Source organism: Marinobacter sp. F3R08 (genome assembly GCF_018860425.1).
GTDB lineage: Bacteria > Pseudomonadota > Gammaproteobacteria > Pseudomonadales > Oleiphilaceae > Marinobacter.
In genome coordinates, this window is the sequence record NZ_JAHKPI010000014.1 from 745,669 (window position 1) to 762,511 (window position 16,843).

Below are 16,843 nucleotides of genomic sequence, written 5' to 3' on the forward strand. Positions count from 1 at the left end.
GCCCTGTTGATCCGGGAATCTGCTCGCACCTGCCATTCACAGGTCAAGAGGAAAGCCATGGTCCACAAATCTGTCGCTGCCCGTAATGGCGCCGAGCTGTTTATCCGCGCGCTGGAGAACGAAGGCGTTAAGTATATTTTCGCGGTGCCCGGGGAGGAAAATCTGGCCTTCCTCGAAGCCCTGAGGACCTCCAGCATCAAATTGGTGCTTAACCGCCACGAGCAGGCCGCCGGCTTTATGGCCGCAACTTATGGTCGGCTCACCGGTCGGGTTGGTGTCTGCCTTTCCACACTCGGGCCCGGTGCCACCAACTTCGTCACTGCGGCCGCCTATGCCCAGTTGGGTGGTATGCCCATGATGATGATTTCTGGTCAGAAACCCATCAAATCTTCCAAGCAGGGATTATTCCAGATTCTGGATGTGGTGGATCTGATGCGTCCGCTCACCAAGTACACGCGGCAAATCAGCAACGCCAACACCATACCTGCGAAGGTGCGGGAAGCCTTCCGCCTGGCGTCCGAAGAGCGCCCGGGGGCGGTTCATCTGGAGCTGCCGGAAGATATCGCCGATGAGGCCCCGGAAGCCGACACCCATATCTTCCGGCCCAGTGACGCCCGCCGGCCCACGGCCAGTCCGAAAAGTCTGGAGATGGCCTGTGACATGCTGCGTGAGGCACGTCATCCATTGATCATGATTGGTGCCGGTGCCAACCGGAAGAGGGTATCTCAGGCGCTGCTGCACCTGGTTAATGCCACCGGCATACCGTTCTTTACCACTCAGATGGGCAAGGGCGTGGTGGATGAACGACATCCCCGCTATCTTGGCAACGCTGCGTTGTCGGCCGGGGATTTTGTGCATTGCGCAATAGATCGGGCCGATCTGGTCATCAACGTTGGCCATGATGTTGTGGAAAAACCACCCTTCTTCATGACTCCCGGCGGCAAGAAGGTCATTCATGTGAATTTCAGTGCGGCCGACGTGGACCCGGTGTACTTTCCCCAGCATGAGGTAGTGGGAGATATCGCCAACAGCGTGGATTACATGGCCGAACATTGCGGGCATTGCGCCAGGCATGATTTCACCCGACTGATGGAAGTGAAAGGCGCCATCGATGCTCACGTGCAGGCGCGGGCCGAAGACGATCGCTTTCCGGTCATTCCCCAGCGTATCGTGCATGACGTGCGGCAGGTGATGCCGGAAGATGGCATCATCACGCTGGATAACGGCATGTACAAGCTCTGGTTTGCCCGCAACTATCCGGCTTATGACAACAACACCGTGCTCCTCGACAATGCCCTGGCCTCAATGGGCGCGGGCCTGCCCAGCGGGATGATGGCCTCGATGCTGTATCCGGATCTCAAGGTTATGGCGGTGTGTGGTGATGGCGGTTTCATGATGAACAGCCAGGAACTGGAAACCGCGGTGCGTCTGAGCCTCAACCTGGTGGTTCTGATTATCAACGACAGTGCCTACGGCATGATCAAGTGGAAGCAGGGGCAGGAGGGGTATACGGAGTTTGGACTGGATTATCGCAACCCGGATTTTGTGACCTACGCCCAGTCGTACGGCGCGAAGGGCAGCCGGGTGACCCGAACGGAAGACCTGCGGCCGACCCTGGAGAAGGCACTGGCCGAAGGGGGTGTTCATCTTGTCGAGGTGCCCGTGGACTATAGTGAAAACCGGCGGGTATTTGATGAGGAGCTGGCGGAACTGACCGGCAGACTATAAGCGGTGTATCATGCTTGGCAGATGTTGATCCCGAGGTAGCACCGCAATGATCCGTTTCGTTACTCGTGGCCTGATTGCCGCCCTTACTCTGACCGTGCTTATCGGTTGCAGTCATCCTGAGACGCCACAGGAGGTGGCGGCTGCGTTCTGGCAGGCCATGGCCGAGAACGATGCCGGCGATGTGATGGAGTACTCTACCCTGGCGGATTCCACTGCCTTCGACGCTTACCAGCGGAGCTGGACTGAGGCCGTGCCTTCGTTTGGCCGGGTTGTTATCGAAGACCGTGAGGCCAGCATCGTCACGCGCTTGCCGGCCGAAGCCGGTAACGAAGGCGAGCGGATGGAGTTGGTAACCTACCTTGTTCGTTCTCAGGATCAATGGCTGGTGGAATACGACCGCACCGGAGAGGCCATTCTCAATCCTTCCCCGCTCAGCAGCATCATGGGCGAACTCAACCGCCTTGGTGAAAAGCTCAGCGCCCGTTTTTCCTCATCGTCTGACGAGTTTGAACAGCAGATGGAACAACTGGCACGGGATCTTGAAGCCTATTCTGAAGAGATGGGGCGTCAGGCCGATAGCGCGATGGAGGCGTTCGGTGAAAAGCTGCAGGAGGCCATGCGGGAACTTGAGCGGTCAGTGGAAGAGGCCCTGGACGACAACGAATCGACGCCGGAGGAAGATCGGGTGATTCTGGAACAGGCGGCTCGCGATCTCGAGCGCCAGGCTGATAGTCTCAGCGACCCGACCATGGAAGCACTCGCCAGCGCCAGTCGCACCGTGGCGCAAACCGGTGAGCGCTTCACCCGTTTGAGCGAAGACACAATGAATCGCTATCGGGAAGAATGGGAGCAGAAACTGGCAGGGATGCGAGCCGATGCGGATGAATTTATTGAGCAACTGAAGCCTTAGCCGGCCTGCTCCGCCCCCCGCAGCATTGCCTGAAGCAACTCCTCGGCGTCGAACTTGGTCAGAGCCTCGTTAGCACCGACCTGATTGGCGTAGCTCAGACTCATTTCACTGTTCAGTGACGTGTGCAGAATAATGTAAGGCTGCTTCAGTGCCGGATTGTCCCGAACGTTGAACGCAAGCTCATAGCCATCCAGACCCGGCATTTCTATATCACTGACCAGAATGTCAGTAGGTCGGCCCTGTTCATTATCCCGTAACAGGATCTGCAGGGCATCGTCGCCGTTGGAGGTGACCTGGTAGGAGATGTCCTTGCTGTCCAGCACATCCGAGAGCTGCTTACGGGCGACCTGGGAATCGTCCACCATCAGGATGTTCAGGGACTTCAGGGTCTCGCTTTGCACGTCGGTGAGAACCACCTCCTGGGTGTCCAGAGATTCCGGATACACCTTCGCCAGCAACAACTCTACGTCCAGCAACTGGATGATATCGCCCTCTACGTCCAGAAGCCCTGTGATAAACGCCTTGCTACCCAGCGCTTTGGGTGGCGGCATTACGGATTTCCAGTTGGTTTCGATAATCTGCTGAACGCTGCGCACCAGAAAACCGATCTCCTGGCGCTGGATGTCGGTGACAATAATCGAGGCTTTTTCCTGTTCTTCCGGAGTCAGAGGGGGATAGCCGACCGCCGCAGCCATATCAATAACCGGAACGGCAGAGCCCCGGAATGTGGAGGTGCCTATGACGGCATGATGGCTGTGAGGCAACTTGGTCAGCCGCATGAACGGAAGGATTTCCCGGATTTTCAGGGTCCCGATGCCGAACAGGCGTTCTCCGGAAAGCCGGAAAAGCAGAAGTTTCTGGGTCTGCTTTGCTTTGTTGGACATAACATCGGGTCCTTTCAGGCAAAAAGCCCCTGCCACCGGAGCTTGATGAAGACGTTGATTCAGTGAGAGGTTTGCCCGCAGCTGTTCAAGCTGGCAAACCAGAGGTTATTTAAATAGTAGCAGCTTTGCGGTGAATTCTGACCCAGAAGGATTGTTTCAAATGGTGACAGAAGGCTGACGCGCCGGCTTGTCAGGACAAGCGGCGCGCTCAGACATCTCTCAGAACGGCAGATCCTCACCATTCCAGGCTTTGAAACACCCGGTTTCCGCCAGGGTCAGATCATCAATCTGCCGGCGCAGACCATCGACGGACTGTGCAACAGAGACCTCGGCCTGGCTGCCGCCCATATCCGTGGCCACCCAGCCCGGATGGTAAATGCCCACTGCGATGCCATGCTCGCGAAGATCCATGGCGAGATTGCGCCCAAGATTGAGTGCGGCAGCTTTGGAGGCGCGATAGATGTAACGTCCGCCACTGGCTGAGGCCTGCGATCCGAGCTTGCTGGAAATGATCGCAATTTTCGGGGCGTTCCCATTCGCCAGCGCCAGTCTCAGATTGGGCAGTAACGCCTGCACGGTTAAGAATACGCCGGTCACATTGACCTGAAAGTGCTTCTCCCAGAGCTCTGCAGGGTAGCCATTGTCCAGCTGTTCATGACGGTCCAGCAGGATGCCGGCATTGCATACCAGTGTTGACACCGGCCGGCCATCAAGGCGTTTACCAAGGGCCAGAATGCTGTCTGGCTCGGCCACATCCAGCGATTCCATGCCGGGCTCGCTTCGGGCTGTAGCAATGACATCAGCGCCGGCTTGTCGCCATCCATCGGCAAGGCCCTTTCCAATGCCACGGTTGGCTCCTGTAATCAGAATGGTCATGGTTATCCCCTTGCTGTTGGAGTCCGCACACTAGCACATATACGTCGCAACTATGGGCCAGGTATTAATTACCAGGGAAGGTTGTTGAGGATGAACCACCCAGTACCACCGGTGACGGTGATGGCGAACAGGGCCAGCAGTCCATCCCGCGCCACGATGGACAGACCAAACGCCATCAGGGCAAGGCCAGCCCCATTGGCACTGAAGGGAATTACCTCCATCAGCGGCATCGCAGCGGCTACTGTCATGCAGATGATCGCCACTAGAAATTGCCCCGGGCCTCTAACCAGCCAGCTCAGCCGCGGTTTGGTCCAGTGATCAAGGAACCGGGTTGGCTTCTCCATCCAGTCGAGTCCTTTGACCAGCGTCTCTCTTTCGACGTGTCGCTGCGCGAGTTTCGAGGGAATCCAGATGGAATGTCGCTGGAACAGAAGTTGTCCGAGGGTAAGCAGCACCATCAGCCCCAGCAGTGTAGGCACTCCGGGGATGTCTCCGATGAGTGGCGCCAGGGTGATCAAACCGGCAATGAGAACCACTGGTCCGAATGAGCGCTCGCCGACGGTACTCAGTACGTCGGCCATCGATACATGAGACTGTCCTTCGGTGCCGGAACGAAGTCGGTTAAGGAGTTCCTTGAGGCTGGCTGGGTCGTCTGGCTGGTTCATGGTGCTGGCGAGGGGCTCCGATCATTATTCTGTTGTGACATTACCTTGATTTGCCGCCAAGTGCATGAAATCCGGATGACGAAGGTATTACCCGTGCATTGTTTTTTAAACCGTTAGGAAAGTGAACCATATCGGTTTATATTAATTTGCATTCACTCATTTAACGGCTTCAGCGATGTATTCAGGCGAGTGTAGTGCGTTGCGATCCCCGGTCTTTCTGTCTCCACATTTTTTGTGGTTACGGATGCGCAAGCCCGCTTTGTTAATCGTTTTGCTTTTCTGTTTTGCCACGCCAGCCTTTGCTGCCTGCACTATTACCTTGCGCTGGGATGACGAACCGCCTTATTTCATGGTTCGGCAAGACAAAGTGGTGGGCATTGATGCCGCTCTGGTTCGGGAGGCTATGCGGCGTCTGGGGTGTGAACTTACGCTGGAGAAGCTGCCGTGGGCGAGGGCCCTTATTGAGTTGCGTGAGGGGAGGGTGGATATGCTCTCCGGTGCCTACCGAACGCCCGAGAGAGAAGACTATGCGCATTACTCTACTGTGGTTGGATTGGTCTCTCCCAACCTTTTGTTTATTCGGCGGTCTGGCGAGGAAGGGTTCAATTTCAGCGGGCTGAAGGAGCTCCTGGAATCGGATTTCAGGCTCGGCGCACAGATAGACGTCTCATACAGCGATGAATACTCGACGCTTGTTCAGAATCCGGATTACGAAAAAAACATTCAGTATCTGTCTCGTCGCGAGTCGCTCTGGCGTATGTTGGCCCGCGATCGTATTGATGGTCTGATCGCCAGCAAATTAACCGGTCTTTACGAAATCCGGGAGCTGGGGCTGGACGACCGGATTGCGCCCAGCTCGCTCGTCATTTCTGACAAACCCGCTTATTTTATGTTTTCGAAGGAATCGGTCGATGTGGAGTTTGTCTCAGATTTCGACCTTGTGCTGCAGTCGATGCTGGATGACGGCACCTATGAAACCATCGTAAACCAGCATGTGTGTGCTCTCAGCCAGTCTGAGCAGGCTGCCGGGAACGCCCTGAGTCCCTGTCCGCTGACGGTTCGCTAATGTGCGGTGGTTTTTGCGGAGGTAGAACGAGAAAAGCCCCTGAAATCAGGGGCTTTTCTCTGGGTAGTTGGTGGAGACGGCGGGAATTGAACCCGCGTCCGCCAGTACTCAGCCTTGAGGATCTACATGCTTAGCGTCCTTCTATTTATTTAATCTCAAGCGACCCGAAGGTCAGGGTGCAAGAGACGATCTCTTTAAATCTTAGCCGTTAATCAGTGAGCTCTGAGTAACGGAGCATCCCGTAAGCGATGACGTCCTGAGATGTTGCTTCCGGGCTACGGGCGACCCGGTCAGGACGACTAGCAGCTTACGCTGCTAGTGCGTAGTTTTCGTCGTTTGCGACTATTGCGTTGCAGCTTTGGATTAACGAGATTCGCTGCCATCTCGACATGCACTCAAGGGTTCGCCACCAGCGTCGAAGCCATGTCGTCCCCTTACCTTCAGTATATGTGCCCGATTTGCCGGACTTCAAGGTTTGTTTTTGAAGATTCGGGCTTTCAGGGCTGTAGATGTACCTACAGTTCTAGCTGGCCTTGCGTTCAGAGGGACCATGCCTGCCGGCCAGAGCCGCGTGGCTCAGGGCCTTGAAGCTTTCCCGGAAGTACTTCATGACCGCATTCGGGTCTGCATGAATGGCCTTGTCTACAGTGATGCCGAATTGCACGGTACCGGCGTAACTGAGGATGCTCATGCCAATTCCGATGTTGCCACTCTGGGGGACCCAGAACATGGGCTGGGCCAACTTGCTGCCGGCAAGATACAGAGGCTCTTTCGGGCCGGGCACGTTGGTTAATACCGCAGAGGCCTTATTGCTGAGGAGATCCAGGGCCCGACGCTCAATGACGTCAGGGCCGCGACCGAACAGGTCAAGAAGGCTGTAGGTGACCTGGGCCTGATACGACTGCTTGAGTCGATTCATGTTGTCCTGCACCTGGCGGAAGCACATGAGCGGGTCCATCACCTCTACCGGCAGCGTGACCAGCACCAGGCCGAACTTGTTGCCCAGGGTTTCTATGGGCTGATCCAGCGGTCGCAGGTTGAAAGGCACGGCAACGCGGATACCGCAATCAGGGACGGCTTCTTTGTGAGCCGAAAAATGCCGCTGCAGAGCCCCGGTGACGGTGCAGAGCAGTGCATCGTTTACTGTGCCGCCCAGGGCTTTGGCGCAGGCTTTGACTTCGCTGAGGTCCAGGGGATCTGCCCAGGCCACCTGTTTGCGTCCGGACAGTGGCTCTTTCAGGCCGGTTTTGGGTTCCCCGGGAATCAGGCCGAGTTTCAGCACATCCAGGGCTACGGCGCTTGCGGTAGACGCCAGTTTCAGAGGGTAGGTGGGCTCCTCCCGGACGGACCGGATAAGCAGGCTGGCTTGCTGTGTGGCGGCTTGGGCGTTATCCACTGCACGATGGAGAAAGGTCTGGATGGCAGATTTCTGCCGGGGTTTTGAGCGATGCTGCGGCGCCATTCTGCCCAGCCGGGGTTCCGGAGTTTTGTCCGTTAGTGACAGCATTACCCGTACCAGCGAGATGCCATCCGCAATGCAATGATGAATGCGAAGCAGCAGCGCGCCGCCCGGGCCATAATTGTCAATATAGTGCATTTGCCAGAGTGGCTGCCGAAAATCCAGTGAGGTGCTGTTCATGTCACTGACCAGTTTCTGCAGCTCAGCTTTATCGGCTTTGCCTGGCAACGCAATCCGGTGCAGGTGGTTGTCCAGGTCAAACAGGGGGTCATCCTGCCAGTAGGCCCGGTCTCCGGTGTCTATAACCCGTTGCCGGAATCGGTTGAAGCGCAGAAATCGTTCTTCGATGGTGTGTCTGAGGCGATTCATGGACAGAGGGCTTTCCAGCGTCCATACCCCGCAGATCATCATGGGGTTCTGGGGGGTGTCCATATGCAGCCATGCCCGATCGACGGCGGACATGGGTGTTTTTTTAGGTGACATAAGCGCTCCCTTTGCCATGCACCGGAATTCCCAAGTATAGGCTTGTTGGGATCATGAACAAAGAGGCTAAGTATGCGACATGCTCGCTGATATCGCCTGTGACCGGCGTCAGGTATCTGGCAATGAGTCCAGTGTCGGAATCAGATGTTGGTGTCGCGCAGGATTCGTTGTTTCTGGCGGTTCCAGTCACGTTCCTTCTCGGTGGCGCGCTTGTCGAACAGCTTTTTACCTTTTACCAGCGCGATTTCGCACTTCACCTTGTTGTTTTTCCAGTAGAGCGCCAGCGGAATACAGGTGTTTCCGGCCTGGTTGACCTTGCCGACGATCTTGGCAATCTCTTTGGCGTGGAGCAGCAGCTTGCGGGTACGGGTCGGATCTGCGATCACGTGGGTGGATGCGGCAATCAGCGGGGTAATGTGAGAGCCAAGCAACCAGGCTTCGCCATCCTTGAGCAGCACGTAGGCATCTACAAGCTGAGCCTTGCCGGCTCGCAGGGATTTTACTTCCCAGCCGAGCAGGGCGAGCCCCGCTTCAAAGCGTTCCTCAATGTGATACTCATGCTTCGCCTTTTTGTTCAGCGCGATGGTATTGCTCGGCGTTCCGGGTTTTTTCTTGCTCATGAATCAATGAATCCGGGGTCGGACAAATGAACGGGCCGGCTTTGGTGAGGCCGGAAAAAGGCGCATTGTAGCTCAGGAGTGCCTGAGCGGTCACGAATTCAGCGCAGCAGTGGCTTTAGGTTCGTGCGCGGCCTGATCCATCGGCTACAATACTGGCCCAGACTTTCTCCCAGACCTGGTCAGTGGCCTCAGGGAAGCTAATGCCTAAGCCGTATCAGACACATATCGGGTCTTTTACCCGAAAATCAACCTTCTTCTGGGCTTCGGTGGGCGCGACCGTCGGTCTTGCCAATCTGTGGCAATTCCCTTATCTGGCCAGCCTGCATGGCGGGGGCCTGTTTATCCTGCTGTATCTTGCCTGCGTGCTGTTGGTTACCTTGCCGTTAATGGTGACCGAAGCGGCGGTTGGCCGCCACGCCCGCCACGGAATTGTGTTGGCGATGGATGGGTTGATTCGCAATGCCAAACAATCCCGCGCCTGGATGGCGGTAGGCCGGCTCAGTATTCTGGCGGCGTTTCTGGTGCTTTCGTTTACGGCGGTATTCGGATCCATTGCCCTGGCCTATGTATTTCTTGGGGCACTTGGCCGGTTCTCCGGTATCGGTGAAGCAGAGGCCACAGGCATATTCGCCGGGCTGGTGTCCGACTCCCGGGAATATCGGGTCTTCATGGGGTGGCATGTCTTTTTTCTGGTGCTGGTGCTCTGGGTGTCAGCGCAAGGTGTTGTAAAAGGGCTGGAGCGGGCACTGCGGCTGGTGGTGCCGGGAGCCCTGGTGCTGATGCTTGTGTTGTTCGCTCTGGCCGCGTGGCATGGCCGAATTGAAGGTGCGATCAATCGCATTCTGGTTATGCATCCTGAGGATCTTTCCTGGGAGAGTCTCCAGTCGGCCCTGTTTCAGGCCTTTTTTACCCTCGGTCTGGGCATGGGGGTGTGGGCCATACTCGGCGCTTACACCGCGCCCCATACGCGCCTGAAACGTTCGATTCTGGCGGTGGTACTGATGGATACCCTGGTGGCCATCATTGCCGGTCTGATGATTTTTGCGATTGCGACCGATGGCAGCAGCTTCGACGGTGAACGGGGCTTCAGTTTGCTGTTTATTTCGATGCCGGTCACGTTAGCCCAATTGCCTGCGAGCCAATTCGTGATTGCTACCGTCTTTCTGATGGTGGTGTTGATTGTCTGGACCACATCGCTAAATTTGCTTGAGCCGATTGTGGGTTGGTTTCGGGAGTGGACCGGCGCGCCCAGACGTTTGTCGGTACTTCTCATAGGGTTGGCGGTATGGTTGGCAGGGCTGGCCTCTCTGCTGTCGTTCAATGTCTGGGCGGAGTACCGGCTTGGTGGGGCGACCATGTTCCGCTGGCTGGAGTTGTTGGCCGGCGGCCTGTTGATTCCTCTTGTGGCCATTCTGATTTCGATATTCACCGGCTGGCGCCTGACCAGGCATCTCTCCGGCACTATTCTCGGCGCCGCGCCGAAATTGTTCGCCAGCATCTGGTTCTGGGTAATGCGCCTCGTTCTGCCTGTGGTAGTCGCCTGGATAGGGCTCCAGTATACGGTGTTTTCACTGGCCAACCTGTGTGGTGTTGGTAACGTGGCAGCCTGGTGCGAACAGCCTGCGCTCACGATGTCCAGGGATGACGAGACGCCTTCGAGGGACATGCCGCTCCCCGTGACACCGGCAGAGCCTGAAGAGGGTGAGGTGAAGGCCGATATGACGGCACCTGCGGTAGACCGGGAATTGCCGGCAGAGGAGAAAGGTGACGTTGAATCAGGCGAAAAACACCCACATCAGGACGATATCCTTTATCATAGTGTGTAATTGAGTCTGTCTTCCTTTCCCGAAGTCTGCGACCTTTATTTCAGTGTGTTTGCAAGCAGGATAATCGGTTCCAATGCCCCATCAGATCGACAAAACAGCTTTGGTTATGCACTCGGCCGAGCGCATGTTTCACCTGGTCAACGACATCGCCCGTTACCCGGAGTTTCTCCCCTGGTGTGCAGGGGCGGAGATTCATGAGCGCCAGCCGGAACAGGTGACGGCATCCCTTGAGATTGCAAAAGGTGGGGTGCGACACCGGTTAACAACCCAGAATCAGTTACTGATGCCAGAGGCGATCGAAATGAATCTGGTGGATGGTCCGTTCCGGAATCTGACAGGTCGCTGGTACTTTAAATCTCTGGATGAGAACGCCTGCAAGGTCATTCTGTCTTTGCAGTTCGAGTTTTCAGGATCCCTCTCCCGGATGACATTCGGGCCGGTATTCAGTCAGGCAGCTAACACTATGGTGGATGCGTTCTGCCGTCGTGCGGACGACCTGTACCGGAAGGAGGGCCTATGATTGGCGTGGAAGTGGCCTATGCCCGGCCGGACAAACAGGAAATCGTGCCGGTCCAGGTGCCCGAAGGCGCCACTGCTCTGGAGGCGGCAAGACTTTCTGGCATTGCGGCCATTTTTCCGGAAATAGACGTCGATACGATTGATATGGGTGTTTTCGGGAAAGTGATCAAAGACCCGGCCGCACATGCACTTCGGGACGGCGACCGGATAGAGCTGTACCGCCCTCTCAAAATCGACCCGAAGCAGGCGAGACTGAATCGGGCGAAAAAGAAGGCCTGAGCTCAGTACGCCGGGGTTTCGTCCAGCAGCTGCGCTTCATAGGAGGCGTACTGGTCACCGTTGTAGTAAACGATGATTCTCTGTTCTTTTATCTCCTCACCCTCCCTTTGAAAGGTATACACATAGTATTCGCGTGAGGGGTCGACCGGGTTCAGCATGAGAGGTGTTCCCATAACGGCGTGTACCTGGCTTCGGGGCATGCCTTCGGTCAGTTGCGCCAGCTCCTCATCGGTTACGATGCTTCCCTGTTGGACGTTGATTTTGTAGACGCCCGGGAAAACGCAACCGGATAGAACGAGAGTGAGAATGAGAGCTGTGAGCTTTTGCATCGCCGGGGGAAATCCTCTATCTTGAATTCGCCTGCCAAAGGCAGGTGTGACACGGGTTAACCGTTCAATGGCGGCTTCATCATACCGGAAGCCGTGAGGCACACCAAAGAGTGAATAGTAACATGTCATCTGAAAACGCCGAATTACGAAAAGTCGGTCTGAAAGTGACTCTGCCGAGAGTGAAAATCTTCAATATACTGGAGACCGCCGCCGAGCATCATCTCAGTGCCGAAGATGTGTACAAGAAGCTTCTTGATCAGGGAGATGACGTGGGGCTTGCAACGGTCTATCGGGTACTGACGCAGTTTGAGGCAGCGGGCCTGGTGTTGCGACACAACTTTGAAGGCGGTCATGCCGTTTTCGAAATGGCCGGCGATGATCATCATGATCACATGGTCTGTACCCAGACCGGAGAGGTTGTCGAGTTTGTCGACGAGGTGATTGAAGAGCGTCAGAAGCAGATTGCTGAAAAGCACGGCTATGAAATTGTCGATCACAGCCTGATTTTGTACGTAAAGCCTATCAAGTCATAACCTCGCCGCTGCCGCGGCGACAAAAAAGGGGGCGGGTGTTTGCCCGCCCCAACAGCTCTCAGGATCGAGAGGGGTAGAGATTCGGTCCCGGTGACTCAGTGATGAGTTGCCTGTCCCTTCGAAAACATTTCTCTGGCATGGGCGATTGTGTGATCGGTCATGTCGACACCACCGAGCATTCTTGCAACTTCACTGATTCTTCCCTGGTCATCCAGTGTCTCAATTTTCGAGAAGGTCGCGTCCTGTTCTGTGAATTTGCTGACAAACAGGTGTTGATGGCATTGGGCGGCGACTTGCGGCAGGTGCGTGACGCAAAGCACTTGCCCATTGTCCCCCAGGGTTCTGAGCAGTCGGCCAACCACCTCGGCGGTGCCGCCGCCAATGCCTACGTCAACTTCGTCAAAGACCAGGGTTGGTGTGGTTGAGGTTTGTGCAACTACAACCTGTATTGCCAGACTGATTCGGGATAGCTCGCCGCCGGAGGCGACCTTCGCCATTGGTCTGGCGGGTTGGCCCGGGTTGGCGCTGACGAGAAATTCAACGTCTTCCAGTCCCTGAGGCGCGGGTTCCCCGTCGTTGTTGCGGTTCAGGTGAGTGATGAACTGCATGTTCGGCATGCTCAGTTGGGCAAGCTCGGCCGCCACACGCAGATCCAGTTCCGCAGCTGCCTTGGCGCGGGCCTCTGATAACTGGCCGGCCAGTTCATCAAAGCGCTTGTGTTGGTTTGCCAGTTCTGCTTCCAGCTGTTCCAGGCTGCCTTCGCCACCATCCAGTTCGGCCAGTTCCGCGCTCAGGCGCTGGTGCAGCTCTGGCAGCTCTTCTGGTGTGATCCGGTGCTTGCGGGCCATCTGATAAATTGCACTCAGGCGTTCTTCCACATCTGCCAGACGAGCCGGGTCGGCTTCATAGTCTTCGACAAAGTGGCGAAGGTTGTCGCCCGCCTCACTGATCTGGATCTGGGCCTCGCCCAGCATCTCGATGGTGTCGGCCAAAGCCGCAACGTTCGCTGGAAGCTGTTCCAGCTGTTGCAGGGCCTGGCGGACCAGATCGGCGGCGCTGGTTTCGCCTTCGGTGCACAGCAATGCAGCTTGATGGCTGTTGTGGAGAACGGCGTCGGCTTGGCTCAGCTGCGCCTGCTCCTGTTCAAGGAGTGCCTGTTCACCCTCGTCCAGGGCCAGGCGGTCCAGTTCTTCGACCTGATAGCGCAGCAGCTGCAGCTTCGCTTCGGCTTCATCTGCATTCTGTTGTCGTTCGAGCAATTTCTGCCGGATCTGGTTCCAGGTTTTCCAGGCTTCCCGGGTGTCAGCAGCGAGGGTCTCAACGCCGGCAAACTCGTCGATCAATTTGCGATGGGTGTCCTTGCGCAACAGGGATTGATGCTGGTGCTGGCTGTGGATGTCCATCAAGATGCCGCCCAGCTCTTTCAGGTGGTTCAGCGGACAGGGTTGGCCATTTATGTAGGCGCGGGAGCGACCATCCTTGCTGATGACGCGGCGGAGAATGCAGTCGTCACTGTCATCGAGTTCGTGCCGGCTCAGCCAGTCGCTGGCCTCGGGGATGTTTGATACATCAAACGTGGCCGTGATATCCGCGCGCTTGGCGCCATGGCGAACCGCTCCGGCATCTGCCCGGCCTCCCATGGACAGGCCCAGGGCGTCCAGCACAATGGATTTGCCCGCGCCTGTTTCGCCGGTCAGGGCGGTCATACCCTTGCTGAACTGAAGTTCGACCCTTTCGGCGATCGCATAATTGGAAACGGTCAGTTGAGTAAGCATGCAGATACCCTCCGCGTCTTGCTGAATCCGGTAAGACACTGTGAATGTATACAGTATCTGTGAATATATACAGGGTTTTGCTGGTTTGCAAACAGGCCTGCGGGATTTTCTTCGGGATTGCAGGCATTAGTGGTTGAAACCTGGACACGGGGCCCCATATCCGTTCGCAACGACATTTTCCGGCTCGCCGCGGCCGGAGCGCATGTTTAACCGGCCTTTGATAGCGGGCCGCTTTAGACCAAGCAGGAGTAGCCATGAGCACTGACGAGAACCGCAACGAGCACGAGGAACTGAACGAAGCCCTCGAGGCTGCCAAAGAGGAAGCACTGTCTACGGAAGACGCGTCCAGTGAGGGCGACGGCTCCGAGGTGGACGAGCTCCAGGCTCAGGTTCAGGATCTCCAGGAGCAGATGCTGCGTTCCCAGGCGGAGATGCAGAACATTCGACGCCGTGCCGAGATTGACGTTGAGAAGGCGCACAAATTCGCCCTGGAGAAGTTCGTTAAAGAATTGCTGCCGGTCACAGACAGCCTGGAAAAGGCGGTCGAGAGCAGTAGTGGTCACGAGGAATCGGGCGAGGCCGTTGCTTCCATCCGTGAAGGTGTGGAAATGACCCTGAGCCTGCTTTTGTCCAGCCTGAAGAAATTCAGCGTTGAGCAGATCAACCCGGTAGGCGAGCCGTTCGATCCGCAGCATCATGAGGCCATGTCGATGGTGCCGGCGCCGGATGCAGAGCCGAATAGTGTGGTTGCTGTGGTTCAGAAAGGCTATCTGCTGAATGGTCGCGTGGTGCGGCCCGCCATGGTAGTGGTGGCGAAAGCGGAAGATGCACCAAAAATTGATGAGCAGGCTTGAAAAGCGGATTAAAGCGCCAATATAGCCAGTAAACAGCATCATCGGAGGTACGGTCCTCCGGAAAAGTATTCAGAAGAATTGGAGTGACTCAATGAGCAAGATTATTGGTATCGATCTGGGAACGACTAACTCTTGTGTGGCCATCATGGATGGCGACAAGGTGAAGGTAATTGAAAACGCCGAAGGTGATCGCACGACCCCTTCGATCATCGCATACACCGATGATGGTGAAACCCTGGTTGGCCAGTCAGCCAAGCGACAGGCCGTAACCAACCCGAACAATACGCTTTATGCCATCAAGCGTCTGATTGGTCGTCGTTTTGAAGATGACGTGGTCCAGAAAGATATCAAGATGGTGCCTTACAAGATCGCCAAAGCAGATAACGGCGATGCCTGGGTGGAAGTGAAGGGTGAAAAGATGGCTCCCCCGCAGATTTCTGCGGAGATCATCAAGAAGATGAAGAAGACGGCTGAAGATTATCTTGGCGAGAAGGTGACTGAAGCCGTCATCACCGTGCCGGCTTACTTCAATGACAGTCAGCGCCAGGCGACCAAGGACGCAGGCAAGATTGCCGGTCTGGAAGTGAAGCGGATCATCAACGAGCCGACCGCAGCTGCCCTGGCTTATGGTCTGGACAAGAAGAGCGGTGACCGCACGGTAGCTGTCTATGATCTGGGTGGTGGTACGTTTGACTTGTCCATCATCGAAATCGCCGATGTCGACGGTGAGCATCAGTTCGAGGTGCTGGCCACCAATGGTGACACGTTCCTCGGTGGTGAAGACTTCGACCTGAAAATCATCGAGTTTCTTGCAGACCAGTTCAAGAAAGACAGCGGCATTGACCTGCGTGGTGATTCCCTGGCGATGCAGCGTCTGAAGGAAGCTGGCGAGAAGGCCAAAATCGAGCTTTCCAGCAGCCAGCAGACAGACGTTAATCTGCCCTACATCACGGCAGACGCGTCCGGTCCCAAGCATATGAACGTGAAGCTGACCCGTGCCAAGCTGGAGTCGCTCGTAGAAGAGTTGGTTCAGCGCAGTCTCGACCCCTGTAAAGTGGCGCTGGAAGATGCGGGCATGAAGGCCGGCGAAATCGATGAGGTTATTCTGGTCGGTGGTCAGACCCGTATGCCGCTGGTGCAGGAAAAGGTTAAAGAGTTCTTCGGCAAAGAAGCCCGTAAGGACGTTAACCCAGACGAAGCTGTGGCCATGGGTGCGGCCATCCAGGCGGCGGTTCTGTCCGGTGACGTGAAAGACGTACTGCTGCTGGACGTTACTCCGCTGACTCTGGGTATCGAAACCATGGGTGGTGTTGCAACGCCGCTGATTGACAAGAACACCACAATCCCGACGAAGAAGTCGCAGACGTTCTCAACCGCGGACGATAACCAGACTGCCGTGACCATTCATGTGGTGCAGGGTGAGCGTAAGCAGGCTGCGCAGAATAAATCGCTCGGTCGTTTTGACCTGGCTGACATTCCGCCGGCAGCGCGCGGTGTGCCGCAGATCGAAGTCACCTTCGACATTGATGCCAACGGCATCCTGAATGTGTCGGCGAAAGACAAGGCCACTGGCAAAGAGCAGTCGATCGTGATCAAGGCCTCCTCTGGTCTGAACGACGACGAGATCGACAAAATGGTGCAGGATGCCGAGGCGAACGCCGAGGAAGATCGCAAGTTCGAAGAGCTGGTTCAGGTGCGCAACCAGGGTGACGCAATGGTTCACGCTGTGCGCAAGACCCTGTCCGAAGCCGGTGATAAGGTCAGCGATAGTGAAAAAGAGTCTATCGAAGCGTCCGTCAAAGAGCTGGAAGAGGCTTTGACTGGCTCTGATAAGGAAGACATTGAAGCCAAGACTCAGAAGCTGACCGAGGTTTCTTCCGAGCTGGCACAGAAGATGTATGCAGATCAGGCAGATCAGGCTCAGCAGCCCGGTGGGCAGGAAGAGGCCCAGGCTCAGCAGTCTGACGACGCAGTCGACGCAGAGTTCGAAGAAGTCAAAGACGACGACAAGCGATAAATCTGACGTACATCAGGCGG

16 protein-coding genes and 1 other RNA gene are annotated in these 16,843 nt (G+C 56.3%); 9 read left to right on the forward strand and 8 right to left on the reverse strand.

Annotated elements, in window-relative coordinates; all coding sequences use genetic code 11:
• Window positions 1–57 precede the first annotated feature (57 nt).
• Together KO499_RS06460 and KO499_RS06465 are read left to right on the forward strand one after the other, a co-directional pair.
• Window positions 58–1,728 (forward strand): acetolactate synthase large subunit, encoded by a 1,671-nt coding sequence (locus KO499_RS06460; RefSeq protein WP_215982876.1) that lies wholly within the window; start codon window positions 58–60, stop codon window positions 1,726–1,728.
• A gap of 46 nt (window positions 1,729–1,774) precedes the next feature.
• Complete coding sequence (locus KO499_RS06465; RefSeq protein WP_215982877.1) at window positions 1,775–2,638, forward strand: hypothetical protein; 864 nt, start codon at window positions 1,775–1,777, stop codon at window positions 2,636–2,638.
• On the opposite strand, the gene KO499_RS06470 is transcribed toward KO499_RS06465, so the two are convergent.
• From KO499_RS06470 to KO499_RS06480, 3 genes are all read right to left on the reverse strand, one after another.
• Window positions 2,635–3,522, reverse strand: coding sequence for a chemotaxis protein (locus tag KO499_RS06470; RefSeq protein ID WP_215982878.1), 888 nt, complete (start codon window positions 3,520–3,522; stop codon window positions 2,635–2,637). The genes KO499_RS06465 and KO499_RS06470 overlap by 4 nt on opposite strands.
• Window positions 3,523–3,741: 219 nt before the next feature.
• The gene (locus tag KO499_RS06475; protein WP_215982879.1) at window positions 3,742–4,398 is read right to left on the reverse strand and encodes an SDR family NAD(P)-dependent oxidoreductase; all 657 of its coding nucleotides are present in this window, start codon (window positions 4,396–4,398) and stop codon (window positions 3,742–3,744) included.
• A 68-nt stretch (window positions 4,399–4,466) separates the two neighbouring features.
• The gene (locus tag KO499_RS06480; protein ID WP_215982880.1) at window positions 4,467–5,063 is read right to left on the reverse strand and encodes an exopolysaccharide biosynthesis protein; all 597 of its coding nucleotides are present in this window, start codon (window positions 5,061–5,063) and stop codon (window positions 4,467–4,469) included.
• Between the two features lie 244 nt (window positions 5,064–5,307).
• Here KO499_RS06480 and KO499_RS06485 point away from each other — a divergent pair, with 244 nt between their 5' ends.
• Window positions 5,308–6,129, forward strand: coding sequence for a substrate-binding periplasmic protein (locus tag KO499_RS06485; RefSeq protein WP_215982881.1), 822 nt, complete (start codon window positions 5,308–5,310; stop codon window positions 6,127–6,129).
• A gap of 68 nt (window positions 6,130–6,197) precedes the next feature.
• Here KO499_RS06485 and ssrA read toward each other — a convergent pair.
• The 3 genes from ssrA to smpB all read right to left on the reverse strand — a co-directional run bounded on the left by ssrA (window position 6,198) and on the right by smpB (window position 8,691).
• Window positions 6,198–6,563, reverse strand: a transfer-messenger RNA (tmRNA) gene (ssrA, locus tag KO499_RS06490).
• Window positions 6,564–6,652: 89 nt separating this feature from the next.
• On the reverse strand, window positions 6,653–8,071 hold the full coding sequence (locus KO499_RS06495) for a WS/DGAT/MGAT family O-acyltransferase (protein WP_215982882.1): 1,419 nt from the start codon (window positions 8,069–8,071) through the stop codon (window positions 6,653–6,655).
• 140 nt (window positions 8,072–8,211) lie between these two features.
• On the reverse strand, window positions 8,212–8,691 hold the full coding sequence (smpB, locus tag KO499_RS06500; protein ID WP_215982883.1) for an SsrA-binding protein SmpB: 480 nt from the start codon (window positions 8,689–8,691) through the stop codon (window positions 8,212–8,214).
• 200 nt (window positions 8,692–8,891) lie between these two features.
• Between smpB and KO499_RS06505 the strand changes: the two genes are divergently transcribed.
• The 3 genes from KO499_RS06505 to KO499_RS06515 all read left to right on the forward strand — a co-directional run bounded on the left by KO499_RS06505 (window position 8,892) and on the right by KO499_RS06515 (window position 11,315).
• Window positions 8,892–10,517 (forward strand): sodium-dependent transporter, encoded by a 1,626-nt coding sequence (locus KO499_RS06505; protein WP_215982884.1) that lies wholly within the window; start codon window positions 8,892–8,894, stop codon window positions 10,515–10,517.
• A 73-nt stretch (window positions 10,518–10,590) separates the two neighbouring features.
• A complete protein-coding gene (locus KO499_RS06510; protein ID WP_215982885.1) occupies window positions 10,591–11,037 on the forward strand; it encodes a type II toxin-antitoxin system RatA family toxin in 447 nt (148 codons plus the stop codon).
• Complete coding sequence (locus KO499_RS06515) at window positions 11,034–11,315, forward strand: RnfH family protein (protein ID WP_215982886.1); 282 nt, start codon at window positions 11,034–11,036, stop codon at window positions 11,313–11,315. The genes KO499_RS06510 and KO499_RS06515 overlap by 4 nt, the downstream gene beginning before the upstream one ends.
• Window positions 11,316–11,317: 2 nt before the next feature.
• Here the strand turns inward: KO499_RS06515 and KO499_RS06520 are convergent, their stop codons facing one another.
• Window positions 11,318–11,644, reverse strand: a complete 327-nt coding sequence (locus KO499_RS06520; protein WP_215982887.1) for an outer membrane protein assembly factor BamE — start codon at window positions 11,642–11,644, stop codon at window positions 11,318–11,320.
• 122 nt (window positions 11,645–11,766) lie between these two features.
• Here KO499_RS06520 and fur point away from each other — a divergent pair, with 122 nt between their 5' ends.
• Complete coding sequence (fur, locus tag KO499_RS06525; protein ID WP_215982888.1) at window positions 11,767–12,177, forward strand: ferric iron uptake transcriptional regulator; 411 nt, start codon at window positions 11,767–11,769, stop codon at window positions 12,175–12,177.
• Window positions 12,178–12,272: 95 nt separating this feature from the next.
• Here fur and recN read toward each other — a convergent pair whose 3' ends face one another.
• Window positions 12,273–13,952, reverse strand: a complete 1,680-nt coding sequence (gene recN / locus KO499_RS06530) for a DNA repair protein RecN (protein ID WP_215982889.1) — start codon at window positions 13,950–13,952, stop codon at window positions 12,273–12,275.
• Window positions 13,953–14,206: 254 nt separating this feature from the next.
• On the opposite strand from recN, the gene grpE reads away from it, so the two are divergent.
• Both grpE and dnaK read left to right on the forward strand, forming a co-directional pair.
• Window positions 14,207–14,806, forward strand: a complete 600-nt coding sequence (grpE, locus tag KO499_RS06535; protein WP_215982890.1) for a nucleotide exchange factor GrpE — start codon at window positions 14,207–14,209, stop codon at window positions 14,804–14,806.
• A 91-nt stretch (window positions 14,807–14,897) separates the two neighbouring features.
• Window positions 14,898–16,823, forward strand: a complete 1,926-nt coding sequence (gene dnaK / locus KO499_RS06540) for a molecular chaperone DnaK (RefSeq protein ID WP_215982891.1) — start codon at window positions 14,898–14,900, stop codon at window positions 16,821–16,823.
• Window positions 16,824–16,843: the final 20 nt, after the last annotated feature.